At 73.1% G+C, this 18,191-nt stretch carries 16 protein-coding genes and 1 pseudogene; 8 read left to right on the top strand and 9 right to left on the bottom strand.

The window, feature by feature from the left end; all coding sequences use genetic code 11:
- Both AOK00_RS19410 and AOK00_RS40460 read left to right on the top strand, forming a co-directional pair.
- Window positions 1-863: C40 family peptidase (locus AOK00_RS19410; RefSeq protein ID WP_173861596.1), on the top strand; the 863-nt coding region annotated here is incomplete at its 5' end.
- A 45-nt stretch (window positions 864-908) separates the two neighbouring features.
- Window positions 909-1,883, top strand: a pseudogene (locus AOK00_RS40460) (MFS transporter); the annotation flags it as partial.
- Window positions 1,884-2,158: 275 nt separating this feature from the next.
- Here AOK00_RS40460 and AOK00_RS40455 read toward each other — a convergent pair.
- The 6 genes from AOK00_RS40455 to AOK00_RS19375 all read right to left on the bottom strand — a co-directional run bounded on the left by AOK00_RS40455 (window position 2,159) and on the right by AOK00_RS19375 (window position 8,754).
- On the bottom strand, window positions 2,159-2,689 hold the full coding sequence (locus AOK00_RS40455; protein ID WP_254047420.1) for a DUF6584 family protein: 531 nt from the start codon (window positions 2,687-2,689) through the stop codon (window positions 2,159-2,161).
- 178 nt (window positions 2,690-2,867) lie between these two features.
- Window positions 2,868-4,103 carry a styrene monooxygenase/indole monooxygenase family protein gene (locus AOK00_RS19395; protein WP_055601564.1) on the bottom strand — a complete coding sequence of 412 codons (1,236 nt, stop codon included), beginning with the start codon at window positions 4,101-4,103 and terminating at the stop codon, window positions 2,868-2,870.
- A gap of 38 nt (window positions 4,104-4,141) precedes the next feature.
- Window positions 4,142-4,891: a GTP-binding protein gene (locus tag AOK00_RS19390; RefSeq protein WP_107097428.1), complete on the bottom strand. Its 750-nt coding sequence runs from the start codon at window positions 4,889-4,891 to the stop codon at window positions 4,142-4,144.
- Window positions 4,872-5,294: a DUF742 domain-containing protein gene (locus tag AOK00_RS19385; RefSeq protein ID WP_055601563.1), complete on the bottom strand. Its 423-nt coding sequence runs from the start codon at window positions 5,292-5,294 to the stop codon at window positions 4,872-4,874. The genes AOK00_RS19390 and AOK00_RS19385 overlap by 20 nt, the downstream gene beginning before the upstream one ends.
- The gene (locus tag AOK00_RS19380; protein WP_030320968.1) at window positions 5,291-5,782 is read right to left on the bottom strand and encodes a roadblock/LC7 domain-containing protein; all 492 of its coding nucleotides are present in this window, start codon (window positions 5,780-5,782) and stop codon (window positions 5,291-5,293) included. The genes AOK00_RS19385 and AOK00_RS19380 overlap by 4 nt, the downstream gene beginning before the upstream one ends.
- On the bottom strand, window positions 5,779-8,754 hold the full coding sequence (locus AOK00_RS19375; protein WP_173861595.1) for a nitrate- and nitrite sensing domain-containing protein: 2,976 nt from the start codon (window positions 8,752-8,754) through the stop codon (window positions 5,779-5,781). The genes AOK00_RS19380 and AOK00_RS19375 overlap by 4 nt, the downstream gene beginning before the upstream one ends.
- Window positions 8,755-9,126: 372 nt before the next feature.
- Here AOK00_RS19375 and AOK00_RS19370 point away from each other — a divergent pair, with 372 nt between their 5' ends.
- Window positions 9,127-9,918, top strand: a complete 792-nt coding sequence (locus AOK00_RS19370) for a protein phosphatase 2C domain-containing protein (RefSeq protein WP_055601561.1) — start codon at window positions 9,127-9,129, stop codon at window positions 9,916-9,918.
- A gap of 215 nt (window positions 9,919-10,133) precedes the next feature.
- On the opposite strand, the gene AOK00_RS19365 is transcribed toward AOK00_RS19370, so the two are convergent.
- Window positions 10,134-10,643 (bottom strand): MarR family transcriptional regulator, encoded by a 510-nt coding sequence (locus tag AOK00_RS19365; RefSeq protein WP_055601560.1) that lies wholly within the window; start codon window positions 10,641-10,643, stop codon window positions 10,134-10,136.
- Between the two features lie 266 nt (window positions 10,644-10,909).
- On the opposite strand from AOK00_RS19365, the gene AOK00_RS19360 reads away from it, so the two are divergent.
- Both AOK00_RS19360 and AOK00_RS19355 read left to right on the top strand, forming a co-directional pair.
- Window positions 10,910-11,740, top strand: coding sequence for a lysozyme (locus tag AOK00_RS19360; RefSeq protein WP_055601559.1), 831 nt, complete (start codon window positions 10,910-10,912; stop codon window positions 11,738-11,740).
- Between the two features lie 190 nt (window positions 11,741-11,930).
- Complete coding sequence (locus AOK00_RS19355) at window positions 11,931-12,815, top strand: lytic polysaccharide monooxygenase auxiliary activity family 9 protein (protein ID WP_055601558.1); 885 nt, start codon at window positions 11,931-11,933, stop codon at window positions 12,813-12,815.
- Between the two features lie 45 nt (window positions 12,816-12,860).
- Here the strand turns inward: AOK00_RS19355 and AOK00_RS19350 are convergent, their stop codons facing one another.
- Together AOK00_RS19350 and lon are read right to left on the bottom strand one after the other, a co-directional pair.
- Complete coding sequence (locus AOK00_RS19350) at window positions 12,861-13,472, bottom strand: DUF4240 domain-containing protein (RefSeq protein ID WP_063886627.1); 612 nt, start codon at window positions 13,470-13,472, stop codon at window positions 12,861-12,863.
- A 161-nt stretch (window positions 13,473-13,633) separates the two neighbouring features.
- Window positions 13,634-16,045 (bottom strand): endopeptidase La, encoded by a 2,412-nt coding sequence (lon, locus tag AOK00_RS19345; RefSeq protein WP_055601557.1) that lies wholly within the window; start codon window positions 16,043-16,045, stop codon window positions 13,634-13,636.
- Between the two features lie 130 nt (window positions 16,046-16,175).
- Here lon and AOK00_RS19340 point away from each other — a divergent pair, with 130 nt between their 5' ends.
- The 3 genes from AOK00_RS19340 to AOK00_RS19330 all read left to right on the top strand — a co-directional run.
- On the top strand, window positions 16,176-16,823 hold the full coding sequence (locus AOK00_RS19340) for a GNAT family N-acetyltransferase (RefSeq protein WP_055601556.1): 648 nt from the start codon (window positions 16,176-16,178) through the stop codon (window positions 16,821-16,823).
- Between the two features lie 68 nt (window positions 16,824-16,891).
- Complete coding sequence (locus AOK00_RS19335; protein WP_159041802.1) at window positions 16,892-17,479, top strand: hypothetical protein; 588 nt, start codon at window positions 16,892-16,894, stop codon at window positions 17,477-17,479.
- Between the two features lie 161 nt (window positions 17,480-17,640).
- Window positions 17,641-18,191, top strand: a 551-nt coding sequence (locus AOK00_RS19330) for an RNA polymerase sigma factor (protein ID WP_055601566.1), incomplete at its 3' end; no start/stop codon positions are given.

Genomic DNA, 18,191 nt, shown 5'->3' with positions numbered 1-18,191 from the left:
TGGCGCAGGGGCGGGCGGCGGCCGGGCGGATCGCCCGGGACCAGTACCGGGGCGGGTCCGAGTTCTCCTCCTATCTGCGGCTGCTGTTCGCACCGGATCCCCAGTCGGCGCTCGACCAGGGGCATCTGATGGCGCGGGCCTCCCGGGACCGGGCGTCGGCCGTGCCGCGGCTAGAGAAGGCCGAACGGCAGGCCGGCAGCCTGGCGAGTGCCTCACGCAGGGCGCTCGACCGGCAGCAGACCCTCGCCGCCACGCAGCGCATCCGGCGCGACGAGGTGCGGGCCCGGCTCGCGGAGGTCGAGAAGCTGCTCGCGGCGCTCTCTCCCGAGCAGCTGGCCCGGCTCACCGAGCTGGAACGGGTCCAGACGGCGGGTGCGCAGCGCGAGCTGCTCGACTCGGGTGTTCTGGAGGGCCGGCGCACCCCGTCCGGGGCGGGTGCGGAGGCGCTGCGGTTCGCGGTGGGCCAGATCGGCAAGCCGTACGAGTGGGGGGCGGAGGGCCCGGCGACGTACGACTGCTCGGGGCTCACCCAGCAGGCGTGGGCGGCGGCCGGCCTGGAGGTGCCGAGGACGAGCCAGGAGCAGTGGGCGACGCTGCCCCGGGTGTCGCTCTCGGAGCTCCGTCCCGGGGACCTGGTGGTGTATTTCCCCGGCGCGACCCATGTGGCGGTCTATCTCGGCGAGGGCCTGGTGGTGCAGGCGCCGCGGCCCGGCGGGAAGGTGAAGGTCTCCCCGATCGCGGCGAACCCGCTCCTCGGGGCGGTGCGCCCGGATCCGGACGGGGAGGCTCTGGCCTCGTACACCCCGCCGGTGCTGCCGGTGGGGGCGAGGGACGGAGCGGACGAGGGATACGACCGCGGCTGACCCTCAACTCCCCTCCACATCAATCCTCTTGCTCTTGCAAGTAATATGCAACAAGCTATCCGGGTCCTTACTCGCCGCATCTCGCCCGAACGGACGCGGAGCCCCGTCATGCCCCGACTGCTGCCCTCCACCGGGCCCCAGCGCACTCTCGCCGTCTCCAACTTCGTGAACACCGTCGGCAGCGGGCTCTTCCTGACCGCCGGGGTCCTGTACTTCACCCAGGCCGTACACCTGACGGCCGCCGCGGTGGGAGTCGGGCTCGGCATCGCCGGAACCCTCTCCCTCGCCGTGGGAATCGGGGTCGGCCATCTCGCGGACCGGTGCGGGGCGCGGGGTGTGTACGTGGTCACGCTGGCCGTACAGGCGGTGGCGACCGGGGCCTTCGTTCTCGCGGACAGCTTCTGGCCCTTCGTGCTCGCGGTCTCGACGGCCACCGGGGCGAAGGCCGCCGGACTGGCCGCGCGTGCGCCGCTCGTCCGGCACTACGGAGGGGAGCGGCCGCAGGAGTTCCGGGCCTATCTGCGGGCCGTGACCAACGTCGGCATCTCCCTGGGCGCTCTCCTCGCGGGCTGGGCGGTCCAGGTCGGCACGCTCGGCGCGTACCAAGTCCTCGTACTGGGCAACGCGTTGGCGTTCGGGGCCTCGGCCGTCGTGCTGTTCCTGCTGCCGCCGGTGGCGCCCGCGCCCGTCGCCCGGGGGCCGCGGTGGATCGCGCTGCGGGACCGTCCGTATCTCGCGCTCACCGCGCTCGACGGGGTGATGGCGATGCAGTTCAAAGTGCTGACGGTGGCGATCCCGCTGTGGCTCGTGGGGTCCACCACCGCCCCGCACTGGCTCGTCTCGGGCGCGATGCTCGCCAACACCGTGATCGTCGTGGGACTCCAGGTACGGGCGAGCCGGGGCATCGACTCGCCGCGCGCCGGTGGCCACGCCTACCGTCGCGCCGGAGCGGCGTTCCTCGTCTCCTGCGCGCTGGTCCCCCTCTCGGCGGGCGCGCCGGTGGCCGTGGCGGTCGGGCTGCTCCTCGCGGCCGTCATGGTCCACACGATCGGCGAACTGTGGCACTCGGCGGGCGGCTTCGAGGTGTCGTACGCCCTCGCCCCGCCCCGCGCCACCGGCCAGTACCTGGGGGTCTTCGGCCTGGGCGCGGGTCTCTCCGAGGCGGTCGGCCCCGGCCTGCTCATCGCGCTGTGCATCGGCTGGGGCCGCCCCGGCTGGTACGTCGTCGGCGCGCTCTTCGCCCTGACGGGTCTGCTGACGCCGTGGGCGGTCCGGCGGGCGGAGGCCGCCGGGCGCTACGAGAAGAGGGAGACGATCCCGAGCACCCAGATGCCCACCACGACGACGGTTCCCGCCAGGGCGCCCACTCCAGCGATCACCCCTCCGAACGTCCAGCCCTCGGGTTCCGGTACGTCGGCCTCCTCGCCCCGGTCCGCCGCGTAGGAGTCCGGGTCGTCCCAGTCGACGGGGTGTCCGAGCCGCTCGGCACAGGCGGCCCGCACCGCGGCGAGCTGGCCGGCGGCGAACGGGTTCGCCGCCAGCGCCTCGGGCCCGCGCCAGGCGAGGGCCTTCATCCTCCATCCGGGAGTTCCGTAGCGCTCCTCGAAGGCGGCGGTCTCCTCCGCGTTCCGGTCCTCTTCGAGGTACATCCAGCGCCCCGCCTCGGCCGCGTCCCCGTACAGCCGGTACACCTCGGCAAGCCGACGCCGCAGCGTCAGATCGTACGGAAACGACGAAACCAGCCCACGCAGCCGCTGCCGCGCCATGGGGACCCGCCCGGCGTCGAGGTCGGCGTCCACACGGGCCAGGGTGTTCAACTGAGACATGGACACATGATCGAGCACAGGGCGGGACAACTCGATCGGTTTTTCGACGGCCGCCGGACGGCCGGTCCCGGGAAGACCGACGGCCGACGACCGCCGACCGACAGCGGACGGCAGACGGCCGGCTCCCGCGGGCCTGGAGCCCCGGGTACCGGCCGTCGAAGGAGAACGTGCGCGCGGCTCAGCCGCCCGCGACCTCCGCCAGGTACGCGTTCGTCTTCTCCGGGTCGAAGAAGAAGTTCTCGAAGTCCGACGGGTCGTTGAAGCCGTTCGCGAAGCGGTTGGCGACCGGCTGGAGCTGGCCCGCGGCGCCCAGGAGGTTCAGGACGTGCTCCGGCGGGGGTGCCAGCATCGCGTTCGTCCACTTGGTGACGTGCTGGGCCGTCTGCCAGTAGCGGTCGAAGGCCGACTGCATCCACTCCTCGTCGAAGGGCTTGTCGCCCTGCTCGACGATCGCCGCCAGGTACGCCGCCGCGCACTTCGACGCGGAGTTCGAGCCCTGGCCGGTGATCGGGTCGTTGGCCACGACCACGTCGGCCACACCGAGGACCAGGCCACCGCCGGGCAGCCGGCCGATCGGCTTGCGGACCGTCGGCGCGTACCGGCCGGCGAGGGTGCCGCCCGCGTCGGTCAGTTCGACCCTGGTGGCCCGCGCGTACTCCCAGGGCGTGAACTTCTCCATGAGCTCCAGGGTCAGCGACAGGTGCTCCGCGGGGTCCTTGATGCCCGTGAAGGCGTCGAGCGGGCCGCCGGGGACGCCCTCCCAGAAGAGGATGTCCGCGCGGCCCCCCGTCGTCAGCGTCGGCATGACGAACAGCTCGCCCACGCCCGGGACCACGTTGCACCGCACCGCGTCGAAGTCCGGGTGCTCCGGGCGCGGGCCGAGGCCGTGGACGTACGCGACGGCCAGCGCGCGCTGCGGCTCGCTGTACGGCGAACGGGACGCGTCCCGGCCGAACATCGAGACCAGCTCGCCCTTGCCCGCCGCGACGAGCACCAGGTCGTAGCTGCGCGAGAAGTAGTCCAGGTCGCTGACGGCCGCGCCGTGTATCACCAGCTGGCCGCCGCGCTGGGCGAAGGTCTCCATCCAGCCGGCCATCTTCACCCGCTGGTCGACGGACTGCGCGTACCCGTCGAGCTTGCCGACCCAGTCGATCGCGCGGGAGGAATCGGGGGCGGCGACCGAGACGCCGAGACCCTCGATGCGGGGGGCCTGGGACTCCCAGAAGTTGAGGCCGAGGTCCCGCTCGTGCTGGAGCGCGGTGTCGAACATGCACTGGGTGGACATGACCCGGCCGGCCCGGATCTCGTCCGCCGTCCGGTTCGACATGAGGGTGACCTCGTACCCCGACGACTGGAGTCCGAGGGCGAGCTGCAGACCGGACTGGCCGGCGCCGACTATGAGTATCTTCCGCATGGGTGGTGCTCCTGGCGTGACGGGGAGAGCTGAGCGATCTATTCGGGGGTGTGTTCGAGCGCGTGCGCGACCATCGCGAGCAGGCTCTCGACGACGCTGTACCGCTTGCGCGCGTCCATGATCACCACGGGGACGTGCGCGGGCACGGTCAACGCCTCCCTGACGTCGTCCGCCTCGAACAGCTCGGTGCCCTCGAAGTGGTTGACGGCCACGATGTACGGCAGCCCGCAGCTCTCGAAGTAGTCGAGGGCCGGGAAGCAGTCCGTGAGCCGCCGCGTGTCGGCCAGCACGATCGCACCGATCGCCCCGCGCACCAGGTCGTCCCACATGAACCAGAAACGCTGCTGTCCCGGCGTACCGAAGACGTACAGCACCAGGTCGTTGTCGAGGGTGATCCGGCCGAAGTCCATCGCCACCGTGGTGGTGAGCTTGTCCGGCGTGGCGGTGAGGTCGTCGGTCTCCTCGCTCGCCCGGGTCATCAGCGCCTCGGTCTGGAGCGGGGTGATCTCCGAGACCGCGCGCACGAAGGTGGTCTTGCCGACGCCGAAGCCGCCCGCGACGACGATCTTCGTCGCGATCGGGGCGCGGGTGTGGTCGAGCTGCCAGTCCTGCGCGCCGTCCTCGGCGTCGGGCTCGGCGGTGGCCGACGCGGTCGCGGCCGACGCGGTCGTATCTCGCCGGAACAGGTCGGCCTCGGGGGCCTGGGGCTGCGCGGGAATGCCCGTCACCGCCGGTGATTCGGTGTCGGCATCGGAGACGGCGGAGGCGTCAGAGACGACGGAGTCCACTCAGCACCCTTTCGAGGAGCGCGCGGTCGGGCTGGCCGGTGCCGTGACCGGTCCCGTACACACGGATCTTTCCCTGGTCGGCCAGGTCGCTGAGGAGCACCCGGACGACCCCCAACGGCATCTTCAGAAGCGCCGAGATCTCCGCGACCGTCCGCATCCGGCGGCAGATCTCGACGATGGCCCGCATCTCCGGCATCAGACCGCGGGCGCCCGGCCCGCCGTCCGTCAGGAGCTTGCGCACGGCGGGCGCTTCGAGCGCCGCCACGAAGGTCTCGACGAGCAGGACATGGCCGAAGCGGGTGCGTCCGCCGGTCAGCGAGTACGGGCGTACGCGCGCGGGGCGGCGTCCGTCTCCTCGTACGGGCAGCCGGTGGGCGTGAAACCCCGAAGACACTGACGTCACTGGGTGCTCTCCATCGATTTGCGCAGCTCGCTGCGGACTTCGGGGGTGAGTACGTGACCGGCGCGGCCCACGAAGAGCGCCATGTGGTAGGCCACCACGCTCATGTCGCAGTCGGGCGTGGCGTGGACGCCGAGCAGCGAACCGTCGCTGATCGACATGACGAAGACGCTGCCCTCCTCCATCGCCACCATGGTCTGCTTGACCCCGCCGCCGTCCATCAGGCGTGCGGCGCCGATGGTCAGACTGCCGATGCCGGAGACGATGGTGGCCAGGTCGGCGCTGGAGCCGCGCGGTCCGTTCGGACGGCCGGCTTCGGCGGCGGCCGTCGTGCTCTGCTGGGCGGCCGGGTCGGACGAGAGCAGCATCAGGCCGTCGGAGGAGACGACGGCGACCGAGTGGACCCCGGGCACCTCCTCCACCAGATTCCCCAGCAGCCATTGCAGGTTGCGGGCTTCCGTGCTCAGTCCGAACGTTCCCGTCGCAGTCAACTGCGTGCCTCCTCGACTGTGTCCCCCGTCATCTCCTCTGTACGTGCAGTCTTTACGTCATCTATCCGCGTCGTCTCCATCTCCGCCTCCACGTCGCGGCGCCCGGCCTTGGCTCCCTGGTGGAAGCCGCCGAGGCGGCGGCGCAGGGCCTCCGCGTCCACGCCGCCCTGACGGGGGGTCGTGGTGGCGGGGCCGGCGGGGCGGACCACCTGCGGGGTGCGCTTGGGCAGGCCCTTGTCGGTGACGCGCTCCCACTGCGGGGTACGCGGCCCGGGAACCGGCTGGTCGGTGACCGGCTCGGGGGCGGCGGGAGTCTGCGGAGCCGGGGGCTCCTCGTGGTCGGCGGGAGCGGACACGTCCGCCGCGCGCTCGTGGGTGTCCGGCTCCGGCGGCGGGTCGGGCAGCCGGACCTGGAGCGTGGTCTCGGAGACGCTCTCGCCGAGGGGGGCGGGCTCGTCGTGGGTGAGCTCGGGCTCGTCGTGGGGCGCGGGCTCGTGCGACGCCTGCGTCTCCGGCTCGGGCTCGTACGACGCCTGCGCCTCCGGCTCGTACGGGCGCTCCTGCGCCTCCGGCTCGTCCGCCGGCTCCCGCTCCGGCTCCTGGTCCCGCTGTTCCCTGGCCGCCGTCACCTCGGCCTCCATGAACGCCCGCTCCGCCGCCTCGACGAGGGGGTCGCGGTTCCGGGACGGCAGCGTGTTGGAGTTGGCCTCCGCGGCCGAGCCGGGCAGGAGGAGCGTGGGTGCCGCGCCCGCCACCCGTACGGGCTCCGTCACCGTGGTCGGCAGGGCGGTGGGGAGCAGGGGCTGCGGCAGGACCACGACTGCCGCCGTGCCGCCCTGCTGCTGCTCGCGCAGCTCGACGCGGACGCCGTGGCGGGCGGCGAGCAGCGCGACGACCCGCATGCCGAGGCCCTCGCCGTCGAAGGCTGCGGGGTCGGCCTCGGCGAGGCGCGCGTTGAGCTCGGCGAGCCGGGAGGCGGTCATGCCGATGCCCGCGTCCTGCACGGAGAGCATCACCTCGCCGGACTCCAGGAGCCAGCCGGAGAGCTGGACCTCGGCGTCGGGCGGCGAGAAGGAGGTGGCGTTCTCCAGGAGTTCGGCGATGAGGTGGCTCAGGTCGTCCGCGGCGAAGCCGGCGATCTGGGCGTGCGGCGGCAGGGACTGGATGGTGACGCGCTCGTACCGCTCGATCTCGCTGACGGCGGCGCGCAGCACGTCGACCAGCGGGACGGGCCCGGGGTGGCCGTGGACGTGCTCGTGCCCGGCGAGGACCAGGAGGTTCTCGCTGTGGCGGCGCATGACGGTCGCCATGTGGTCGAGCTTGAAGAGGGTCGCGAGACGGTCCGGGTCCTGCTCGCGCTCCTCCAGCTTCTCGATGACGCCGAGCTGTCGCTCGACGAGCCCGAGGCTGCGCAGCGAGAGGTTGACGAAGGTGTGGTGGACGGTGCTCCTGAACCGTTCGAGGTCGGCGGTGAGGAGTGCGACCTGCCCCTGGAGTTCGGCGCGCTGGTTGGCGAGCTCGGCGCCGAGGGCCTCCTTGGCGGCGACCAGGTCGGTCCGGTCGTCGGTGAGCCGCTCGGTGTGCGCGGCGAGGCCGGCGAGCTTGCCGTGCAGGGTGTTGAGGGAGCGGACGACCTGCGCGAACTCGTCGTTGCGGCCGGTGAAGCGGACCAGTTCCTCGGCCCCGGGCTCGGGGGCGGCGGCGAGCCGGGCGGCGCCGAGCCGGAGGACGGCGAGCGGCCGGGTGAGGGTGCGGGCCACGTAGGTGGAGATGCCGATCGCGACGATCAGACAGCCGCCGAGGAAGGCGATGCGCAGTTCGAGGGCGGTGACGTCGTCGTCGCGGAGCGCGCCGAGGCGTTCGACCCGCTCGGCGGCGAGGGCGGACTCGACGCCGCGCATCTGCTCGATGCGGGCGGAGAGGGCGGCCTCCAGCCCGGCCGGGTCGGTCGCGCGCTCGGTCTCCGTCAGCCGGGGCTGGTCGGTGAGGGAGGCCAGGGAGCGCTCGGCGCTCTTGACGTCAGGCCCGGCCACGGTCGCGGCGAGGGAGTCGCGGGCGGTGGAGCCGGCGGCCTGGTCGAAGTCGCCGAGGGCGGCGAGCTCACGGACCCGGGCCTGCTGGGCGGCGGCGGTGAGGATGTCGCGGGCGCGGTCGGCCTCGGCGGTGCCCGCGGGCACCTCGGGGACGTAGGTGCCGGTCTCGGCGTCGTACTCGACCTCGCCGGTGGGCTCGGGCTGCGGCACGGAGAGCGCGGCGAGGAGCAGGCCGCGGGTGGCGGAGGCCTGTTCGACGGCGCGGCTGAGGGCGGCGGGGGCGCGGGTGGCCTCGGTCAGCGCGGTGTCGGAGGCGCGGGCCGGGGTCTTGTCGGCCAGCTCGTCGGCGAGGGCCTGGAGCTTGGCGATGACCTCCGAGTACGCCCGGTGGGCCTCCAGGGCCGTGCCCTTGCCGGTGAGGGCGGTACGGCGGACGGAGGGGACGCCGGCGAGGTCGCGGCGGAGCTCGGCGGAGGCGGCGGGGCGGATCTCGTCGATCTGGCGGTCGACGCGGGTCGATCGCGTGCTGGTGATCTGGCGCCTGTGCTTGGCGTCGCCGCTCTGGGCGTCGCGGCCGGCGGCGATGTAGGCGACGACCTCGTCGCGCTCGTCGGCGAGCGAGTGGGCCAGGGTGACGGCCTGCCGGTCGAGTTCGGCGAGGGTGACCAGGCTCTGGGAGTCGTTGAGCTCGGTGGAGGCGGCGAGGATCGCGGGCGCTCCGGCGACGAGGACCGTGATGCCGACGAGGGCGACGCCGGCGACGAGACGGTTGCGGACGCGCTTGGGGCGGCCGAGGGGGGCGCTGCCGGCGAAGGTGCTGCCGTCGGGGACGCTGCCGGTGGGCGCCGCGGCGCCGTCCGGGGTCGGTACCGCACCGGGGGTCTGGCTCCGCGTGCCGTTCTTGCTCCGAGGCCGCTTCATCTGCACCGGTGCTCGCATTCTTGATTCGTCCGCCCACAAAGCAGAGGTGACGGCCGGTCACATGGAGCGCCCCCACCCCTGGTACGGCTTCCGACCATTCCAGCGCTTCTGGGAAGGGGGCGCGCATCGGCCGCTCCGCCACCCGAACGAGTGAACAACACTCCTGAGTTGGCGAACAACTTCTCCGGGCGGGCCGGGGAGGCCCCGGAGGGCCCCCGGTTGGATCTTCCGCGCGGGCTTTGGCAGGATGCCCGCCCGCAGCTCCCCGGAGCCCGCCGCTCCGGCTCCCCGGGGACCTCCGCCGGGTTGGTACAGGCCATTTCCGCACATTTGCAGGTCCGGTGAAGACGCGCGCCGGGAACGCACGCCGCTCCGGGCACACTGGTCGTCATGCGCAGTGACGTCGCCACCCTCCCCGGCAGCCCCGAACGCCCCAACGAGGACTGGGTGGCCGCCGCCCAGCCCGCCTCGGGCGGCGGGGGAACCGTCGTCCTCCTCGACGGCGTCACACCACCGGTCGGTGATGACGGTTGTGTGCACACGGTGCCGTGGTTCACCGCGCGCCTCGGCGGGTCTTTGACCGAACTGTCCGCTTCCCGCCGGGACATGTCCCTGGCCGAGATCCTGTCGCTGGCAATCCGGCGCACCGCGGACACCCATCGGGACACCTGTGACCTTTCTCACGTCCGTACGCCCCAGGCGACCGTCGCGCTCGCCCGCTGGGACGAGACCTCGGTCGAACACCTCGTCCTCTCCGACGCCGCACTCCTCCTGGAGTCGCCGGACGGGTCCGTACGGGCCGTGCTCGACGACCGGCTCGACCACGTTCCCGACGAGATCCTGCGGTCCCTGGCGGCGACGGACCGGCTGCGGAACCGGGAGGGCGGCTTCTTCACGGCGGCGGCCGACCCGGCGGTCGCCGGGCGGGCGGTGACGGGGACGAGCCCGCGCGCGGAGGTACGGGCCCTGGCGGCGCTCACGGACGGGGCGAGCCGCTGGGTGGAGCTGTTCGGCGAGGGCGACTGGACGGACTGCTTCGGCGTCCTGCGCAAGGAGGGCACGCTCGGGCTGCTCCGCCGCGTGCGCGCCCTGGAGGCGGCGGACGCGTCGGCCGGCGGGACGCGGCGCTGGAAGCTGCACGACGACGCGACGGCGGTCCTGGTGGAGCTGGGGGCCGACTGAGCGAGGCGCCACCGGTGAAACCGAGGCCCACCGGGCGACAGCGCCACCGGGGAGCCGGGGCTCACGGCGACAGCGCTACCGGTGGAGCCGGGGCCCACCGAGCGACAGCGACCGGGGAGCCGGGGCCCACGGCGACAGCGCTACCGGTGGAGCCGGGGCCCACCGGGCGACGGCGTCAGGGGCCCGCTGAGCGGCGACGGCCCGCGTGGAGCCGCTCAGCCCTCGGCCCGGACGTTGAAGTGGTTCAGGAGCCGGGCGAGTTCGGCGACCTCGGCGCGGTCCCAGTCGGCGAGCTTGCGGACGTACCGCTCGCGCCGCGCGTCCCGGACGTGCCGGAAGCGGTCCCGGCCCTCCTCGGTGAGCCGGACCAGCGAGGCGCGTCCGTCGGCGGGGTCGGGGTCGCGGGCGACGAGCCCGAGGTCTTCGAGGGCCCGGAGCTGGCGGCTCATGGTCGCCTTGCCGACCCCGAAGTACCCGGCGAGTTCGGTGGCCCGCTGGGGACCGGCGTCGTCGAGCCGTACGAACAGGCCGTAGGCGGCGGGCTCCAGTTCGGGGTGGACCTCACGGGCCATCTCGCCGGACTGGGCACGGGCACGGCGCAGGAAGACCGCGAGTTCGCGCTCGAGCGCGAGGAACTCCCGGTCGACCCCGCCGGTCGGGGCGTGGGGTTCGCCGCCGGCGGCCGGCGGGACCCCGCCTTCACTTCCCGTACCACTTCCGTGCACGTCAGCACCTCTCACACGTTCTCCGGCGATCCGCCGACGGCTTTCCGGCCGCTGAAAGTTTCTTTCGGCCGAGGCCATCGCCGCAGCTCTTCCAGTATTTCGCAGGCGTAGACCAACGGCGGTGTCCAGGCCCTCTTCCATGGGCCGGGTCTACGTGCGTAGCGTCGTCCACGACACCCCTACTGACATGTCCACACCAGGACATGCCGTGGTGTGTCCAGGACCGTCGACATCGCTCCCCCCACCGATCCTTTCGGAGGCACGCAATGCGTGTGCACAGATCCGGAACGACCCTCGCCGGCGCCGCGCTCGCGGCCCTGACCCTCCTCGTCCCCCTCGCCGCGTCCGCCGGTGCCGCCCAGGACCCGGGTGTCCGCCAGGCGCCCCCGCGCGGCTCCGCCAGCATGGGCATGGGCGTCCTCGCGCACGACGGGCGCGGCAGCGCCCCCGGGGGCGCCTCCACCCAGGCCGTCCAGACCGAAGGCGTGGACGTCTCCAGCCACCAGGGCAACGTCGCCTGGTCCACCCTGTGGAACAGCGGCGTCAAATGGGCCTACGTCAAGGCGACGGAGGGCACCTACTACAAGAACACCTACTTCAACCAGCAGTACACCGGCTCGTACAACGTCGGCATGATCCGGGGCACGTACCACTTCGCGACCCCGGACACGACGACGGGCGCGGCCCAGGCCGACTACTTCGTCAACAACGGGGGCGGCTGGTCGAAGGACGGCAAAACACTGCCGGGCGTGCTCGACATCGAGTGGAACCCGTACGGCGCGACCTGCTACGGCAAGACCCAGGCCGGGATGGTGTCCTGGATCCGCGACTTCGTGAACCGGTACAAGGCCAGGACCGGCCGGGACGCCGTCATCTACACGGCGACCAGCTGGTGGACCCAGTGCACTGGCAACTCCTCCGCCTTCGCCACGACCAACCCGCTGTGGATCGCGCGGTACGCCGCGACCGTGGGCGAACTCCCGGCCGGCTGGCAGTACTACACGATGTGGCAGTACACCTCCTCCGGCCCGACGGTCGGCGACCACAACCACTTCAACGGCGACCTCTCGCGCGTGCAGGCGCTCGCCAACGGCTGACGTCCCCGCTCGTACGGCGGCCCCCGGGTGTGCGGCACCCCGGGGGCCGCTTCGGCTTTTCCGGCCCTTCCCCTTGCCTATTGGTATGGACCAATGCGAGGCTCTACGGCGATCGCCCGGGATTCAACTTCCGTGCGCTCAGCGCGCGTTGCTCGTCCGTCCTCCCCCACGCACGAGAGAGAGCCCCCGCATGCAGTCCACCCGCCGCACCGCCGCCGGCGTCGCAGCCCTGTCCGCCGCCGCAGCCCTCGTCACCCTCACCCCCACCACCGCCAGCGCCCACGGAGCCGTCTTCAACCCCGTGAGCCGCGTCGCCGCCTGTTACGCGGAGGGTCCCGAGACCCCCAAGTCGCAGGTGTGCAAGGACCTCGTCGCCGACTCCGGCACGCAGCCGCTCTACGACTGGAACGAGGTCAACATCGCCAACGCCGCCGGTCAGCACCAGGCCCTCATCCCGGACGGCAAGCTCTGCTCGGCGAACCGCGAGAAGTACCGGGCGCTCGACTGGGCACGCACCGACTGGCCGGCGACGGCGGTCGCCGCGGGCAGCTTCGACTTCAAGGTCCGGGTGACGGCCGCCCACTCCGGCACGATGACCGTCTACATCACCAAGCCGGGCTTCGACCCCACGCAGCCGCTGAAGTGGTCGGACCTGGACGCGACCCCCGTCGCCGTCCACAACACCACCCGCACGGCCACCGACGGCTACTACAACTTCACGGGCAACCTCCCCGCCCGCACCGGCCGCCACATCGTCTACAAGGTGTGGCAGCGCAACGACAGCCCCGAGGCCTTCTACAGCTGCTCGGACGTCACTTTCGGCGGTGCGGCCGCGCAGCCGGCCGCGGCGGAGGCCCAGGCCCCGAGCGAGGCGAAGATCGCGGCGGGCGCGTCGCTCTCCACCGTGAGCCACGCGGGCCACGGCGGCGACGAGCAGGCTCCGGCCCTCTCCGCCGAGACGGCCGAGACCCCCTCCTCGCCGCTTCCCATGGCCCTCGCGGGCGCGGGCGCCCTCGCCGCCTTCGGCGCGGGCAGCCTGCTCCTGGGCCGCCGCCGGAACTCGTCGGCCTCCTAGGAGCCGTCCGGAACCGTCCGGCTCCCGGGGCGCGGTCCCGGCAGCCTAGGAGCCGGACGTACCGAGCGGGAAGAGGGCGGTGAGCCGGGGTGTCGCCACCCCCTCCGGGCGAGCCCTCCGGGCCTCGCCGCCCTCTTCCCACTCGTCCGCCGTCTCACCCGACAGCTCGTCCGCGAGCTCCTCGGTCATCTCCTCCACGGCGTCGAGGAACTCCTCGCCGTCGTCGTCCTCCTGGCCGGTCAGCTCGTCGTACGCGTCCTGCGCGACGTAGTCGAGCTCCTCCCACTCCGGCCACTCCTCGTCGTCCCACTCGTCGCGGAGCCGTCCCACCAGGGCCCGCACCTCCGGCACGTCGGCCAGCGCGTCCGGGTCGGCGACCACCGTCTCGTACACCTTCCGCCCCTGCCCGACCAGCCAGAGGGTGAAGTAGTGGAAGCCGTCGTCGGTGCAGCCGCCGCTCTCGATCCGGTTCGCCGCCCGCCACATCGCACGTGTGCCGGCGACCTCGCACGCGTCCTCAAGGCGCACCTGGAACTCCACGCTCTCGGCGGCCGGGCGCCGGAGCAGCTCCGTGCGCAGCCACTCCAGCCGCTCGTCCCGGTCGTCGGGACGGCGGCTCAACTCGTCGATGAGAGCCCAGAAGGCGTCTTCGTTCATGCGTACGAGCATGACAGCCCCGACCGACATCCGGGTCACGAATTACCCGCGGGTACTCCGGTCGCGCCGGGCACGACGGAGCGGGGTGCCCCGCAGGTCGCCGGGCACGACGGAGCGGGGTGCCCCTGCAGGTCGGGGGCACCCCGCTCGCCGGAGGGCCGTTACGCCGCCACTCCCACCGGCACCGCCGCCGGCGCCAGGGCGATCTCCAGGACCTGGCGGACGTCCGTCACCGGGTGGACCTCCAGCTTCTCCAGGATCTCGGCCGGGACGTCGTCCAGGTCGGCCTCGTTCCGCTTCGGGATCACGACCGTGGTGATGCCCGCCCGGTGCGCGGCGAGGAGCTTCTGCTTCACGCCGCCGATGGGGAGGACCCGGCCGGTGAGGGAGACCTCGCCGGTCATGGCCACGTCCGTACGGACGAGTCGCCCGCTGAGCAGGGAGGCGAGGGCGGTCGTCATGGTGACGCCCGCGCTCGGGCCGTCCTTGGGGACCGCGCCCGCGGGGAAGTGGATGTGCACGCCCCGGTCCTTCAGGCCGGTGACGGGCAGTTCCAGTTCCGCGCCGTGCGAGCGGAGGAAGGAGAGCGCGATCTGCGCCGACTCCTTCATCACGTCGCCCAGCTGACCCGTGAGGGTGAGACCGGCGGCGCCGGTCTCCGGGTCGGCCAGGGACGCCTCGACGAAGAGGACGTCACCGCCCGCGCCGGTCACGGCGAGCCCGGTGGCGACACCCGGCACGGCGGTACGGCGCTCCGCCGGGTCCTGGGCCGACTCCGGCACGTGGTGCGGCCTTCCGATGAGCTCGCGCAAATCGTCCGGACCGACCGTGAACGGAAGTTCCCGGTCGCCCAGTTCGTGCTGGGCCGCGACCTTGCGGAGCAGCCGGGAGATGGCCCGCTCCAGGGTGCGTACGCCGGCCTCGCGGGTGTACTCGCCGGCCAGCCTGCGCAGGCTCGCGTCCTCCAGGACGACCTCACCGGGTTCCAGACCGGCGCGTTCCAGCTGCCGGGGCAGCAGGTGGTCACGGGCGATGACGACCTTCTCGTCCTCCGTGTAGCCGTCGAGCCTGACCAGCTCCATGCGGTCGAGGAGGGCCTCCGGGATGGCTTCCAGGACGTTGGCCGTGGCCAGGAAGACGACGTCCGAGAGGTCGAGTTCGACCTCCAGGTAGTGGTCGCGGAAGGTGTGGTTCTGCGCCGGGTCGAGGACTTCCAGGAGGGCCGCCGCGGGGTCGCCGCGGAAGTCGGAGCCGACCTTGTCGATCTCGTCGAGCAGGACCACCGGGTTCATGGACCCGGCCTCCTTGATGGCCCGCACGATCCGGCCGGGGAGGGCGCCGACGTAGGTCCTGCGGTGGCCGCGGATCTCCGCCTCGTCCCGGACGCCGCCGAGGGCGACCCGGACGAACTCGCGGCCCATCGCGTGCGCGACGGACTCGCCGAGCGAGGTCTTGCCGACGCCGGGCGGGCCGACGAGGGCGAGTACGGCTCCGCCGCGGCGGCCGCCGACCACGCCGAGGCCGCGTTCGGCGCGGCGCTTGCGCACCGCGAGGTACTCGGTGATCCGTTCCTTCACGTCGTCAAGGCCCGCGTGCTCGGCGTCGAGGACGGCGCGGGCGCCGCGGATGTCGTACCGGTCCTCGGACCGCTCGTTCCAGGGGAGTTCGAGGACGGTGTCCAGCCAGGTGCGGATCCAGGAGCCCTCGGGGGACTGGTCGCTGGACCGCTCCAGCTTCTCGACCTCCTTGAGGGCGGCCTCGCGGACCTTCTCGGGCAGGTCGGCGGCCTCCACGCGGGCGCGGTAGTCGTCGGACTCGTCGCCCTCGGCCTCGCCGTTGAGGTCACGGAGCTCCTTGCGGACGGCTTCGAGCTGGCGGCGGAGGAGGAACTCGCGCTGCTGCTTGTCGACGCCCTCCTGGACGTCCTTGGCGATGGTCTCGGCGACGTCCTGCTCGGCGAGGTGCTCGCGGAGCTGGGCGGTGGCGAGCTTGAGGCGGGCGACCGGGTCGGCGGTCTCCAGGAGGGCGACCTTCTGATCGACGGTGAGGAAGGGCGAGTACCCGGAGTTGTCGGCGAGGGCGCCGACGCCGTCGATCTGCTGGACGCGGTCGACGACCTGCCAGGCACCGCGCTTCTTGAGCCAGCTGGTGGCGAGCGCCTTGTACTCCTTGATCAGGTCGGTGACCTGACCGGGCAGCGGTTCGGGCAGGGTCTCCTCGACGGTGCTGCCCTCGACCCACAGGGCCGCGCCGGGTCCGGTCGTACCGGCGCCGATGCGCACGCGGCCGAGGCCGCGGATCAGGGCGCCGGGATCGCCGTCGGACAGTCGTCCGACCTGCTCGACGGTGCCGAGGACGCCGGTCCCGGCGTAGGTCCCGTCGACGCGGGGCACGAGCAGCACCCGCGGCTTGCCCGCTCCGGGCCGCGCGGCGGCCTGGGCGGCCTCCACAGCGGCGCGTACGTCGTTGTCGGACAGGTCGAGCGGCACCACCATGCCGGGCAGCACGACCTCGTCGTCAAGCGGCAGCACGGGCAGAGTGAGCGGCACGGACGGCTTGGAGTCAGAAGCCATGATCTCCCCTTCGGCAGTCAAGTTGAGCTATGCCGACTCAATGCATGTGAGCCCATGAATGTTCCCGGACGTCCGTTCGCTCTGAGCGATCATCCTCACAGACGCCACTTTCGGCCTATGTAATGACTGCATGGATATCGCAGCTCTTACATCGGCGTGGGTCGCGGGCTGGACCGTCTCCCGCGGCACCCCGGACGCCGTCCACGAGCCCTGGGGCCACCGCATCGACGTGGGGCTCCCCCGGCACGTCGTACGGCATGTGCTGCCCGCCCCCGACGCGGCCACGGTCGGCACGCTCTGCACCCGGCTGACCACCCCGTACAGCTGGCTCAAGATCATGGCGGGACCCGAGGACGCGCAGGCGTGGATCACGGAGGGATGGACCGTCCCCGACGACCCGGGCTTCATGATGATCAAGCCGCTGGACCCCGGCGCCCGGCCGGCCCCGCCCGAGGGGTACGCGCGGACCACCGAGGTCCGGGACGGTGTCATCCGGGTCCGCGTCCTCACGCCCGACGGCACCCTCGCCGCCCGCGGCCAGATCGCACCGACCGGATCCACGGCCGTCGTCGACCAGATCGAGACCGACCCCGCGCACCGGCGGCGCGGGCTCGGCGCCAACGTCATGCGCACCCTGGAGGCGGCCGCCGCCCAGGCCGGCGCCGAGACCGGCGTGCTCTCCGCGACGACGGACGGCCTCGCGCTGTACGACTCCCTCGACTGGCGCTACCGGTGTCCGCTCACCGGCATCGTCCGGGACGGCGGCGGGACCGGCTGACGGACGGGTCCGGACCCGACCCGACCGTCCGGCTGCGCGCGGTGCCCCTCACTTGGCATGCTCGGTCCATGGTGAGAGGCGCGCGGGTGACGTGGTGCGGGACCCTGCTTCTGGTGGGGGTCCTGGTCGGTGGTGCGAGCGGCTGCGGGCCGGAGACGCCGCCCGCGCCGGGCGGGCCGCCGTCGGTGAGCGCACCGGCCGAGCCGCCCTCCACGGCGACGGCCACGGCCCCCGGGGCCACGGCGACCCCGGGAGCCACGACGGCGCCGGGCACCACCACCGCTCCCGGCTCCCCCACGGCGGACCCCCACCCGGCCGAAGTCCTCGTCGAGGTCGTCGTCAACGGCGGCCTCGCCGGTGTCCGCAACAAACTGGTCGTCCACTACGACGGCTCCTGGACCAGCCGCTCCGGCACCAAGGCGCCCCGCACCGGCCGGCAGACCCCCGCCGAGGCAGCCGAGCTCCGGGCCGCCCTGGAGGACCCCGCGTACGCCCGGGTCCCGGAGCGGCCGACGGGCGGCCCGGTCTTCGACGGCTTCCAGTACTACGTGACGTACCGCCACCGCCTCGTCGTCTCGGGCGACGGCGAGCGCCCGGCCGCGCTCCAGCGGGTCTTCGCCGCCCTCCCGGAGGGCGGACCGCCGACCAACCCCTGAGCCGGACCGCCGACGGCCGCCTGAGCGGGGAGCCGACGAACCCCCTGAACCGGACGCCGTCAGAACCCTGAGCCGGGCCGCCGTATCGCACTCGCGGATCGGCACCGGCACCGGCACCGGCACGGAGAACCGAACCGGGGCACGCGCGCGATAGAGAAGGCGTGAGACTGTTGCGCCCCGCAGGGGGAGGCCCCTCCAGGGGCGACGAGGACGACGACACGGCGCTGCTGCGCGCGGTCGCCCGGGGGGACTCCGAGGCGCTCGCCGTGCTGTACGACCGGCACGCCGGCTGGCTGCACGCCCGCCTCGCCCGGCGCTGCCCGGACGAGGAGACCGTACGGGAGGTCCTTCAGGACACCTTCGTCACGATCTGGCGCTCGGCCGGCGGTCACCGGGGCCGGGGCGAGGCCGGTGGCTGGATCTGGGTGATCGCGGCCCGGCGCCTGGTGGACGCGCAGCGGGCCCGGGCCCGTGCGGAACGCGTCGTGGAACGGGCGGCCGAACAAGCCGCCGTACCCACGGAGCCGTCCGCCGCCGCGTCCTCCGCCGAGGACCGGGTGCTCGCCGGACTGGAGTACGGGGAGGTCGGCGCGGCCCTCGACCGGATCTCGCCCGAACTCGCCGAGGTCCTGCGGGCGACCGTCGTCGACGGCCTGACGACCCGCGAGACCGCCCGGCTCCTCGGCATACCCGAGGGCACGGTCAAGACCCG

The sequence above is a fragment of the Streptomyces aureus genome (assembly GCF_001418135.1).
GTDB lineage: Bacteria > Actinomycetota > Actinomycetes > Streptomycetales > Streptomycetaceae > Streptomyces > Streptomyces aureus_A.
Note: the sequence above shows the minus strand (reverse complement) of the source record. Positions and strands in the feature narration are given on the sequence as shown.

What these genes read in the sequence shown, in the direction of transcription:
- AOK00_RS19335 (WP_159041802.1), top strand. Translation starts at nt 16,892, where the DNA reads ATGGTGAGAGGCGCGCGGGTGACGTGGTGCGGGACCCTGCTTCTGGTG.
- AOK00_RS19360 (WP_055601559.1), top strand. Translation starts at nt 10,910, where the DNA reads ATGCGTGTGCACAGATCCGGAACGACCCTCGCCGGCGCCGCGCTCGCG.
- AOK00_RS19375 (WP_173861595.1), bottom strand. Translation starts at nt 8,754, where the DNA reads ATGCGAGCACCGGTGCAGATGAAGCGGCCTCGGAGCAAGAACGGCACG.
- AOK00_RS19370 (WP_055601561.1), top strand. Translation starts at nt 9,127, where the DNA reads ATGCGCAGTGACGTCGCCACCCTCCCCGGCAGCCCCGAACGCCCCAAC.
- AOK00_RS19340 (WP_055601556.1), top strand. Translation starts at nt 16,176, where the DNA reads ATGGATATCGCAGCTCTTACATCGGCGTGGGTCGCGGGCTGGACCGTC.
- lon (WP_055601557.1), bottom strand. Translation starts at nt 16,045, where the DNA reads ATGGCTTCTGACTCCAAGCCGTCCGTGCCGCTCACTCTGCCCGTGCTG.
- AOK00_RS19355 (WP_055601558.1), top strand. Translation starts at nt 11,931, where the DNA reads ATGCAGTCCACCCGCCGCACCGCCGCCGGCGTCGCAGCCCTGTCCGCC.
- AOK00_RS40455 (WP_254047420.1), bottom strand. Translation starts at nt 2,689, where the DNA reads ATGTCTCAGTTGAACACCCTGGCCCGTGTGGACGCCGACCTCGACGCC.
- AOK00_RS19350 (WP_063886627.1), bottom strand. Translation starts at nt 13,472, where the DNA reads ATGAACGAAGACGCCTTCTGGGCTCTCATCGACGAGTTGAGCCGCCGT.
- AOK00_RS19395 (WP_055601564.1), bottom strand. Translation starts at nt 4,103, where the DNA reads ATGCGGAAGATACTCATAGTCGGCGCCGGCCAGTCCGGTCTGCAGCTC.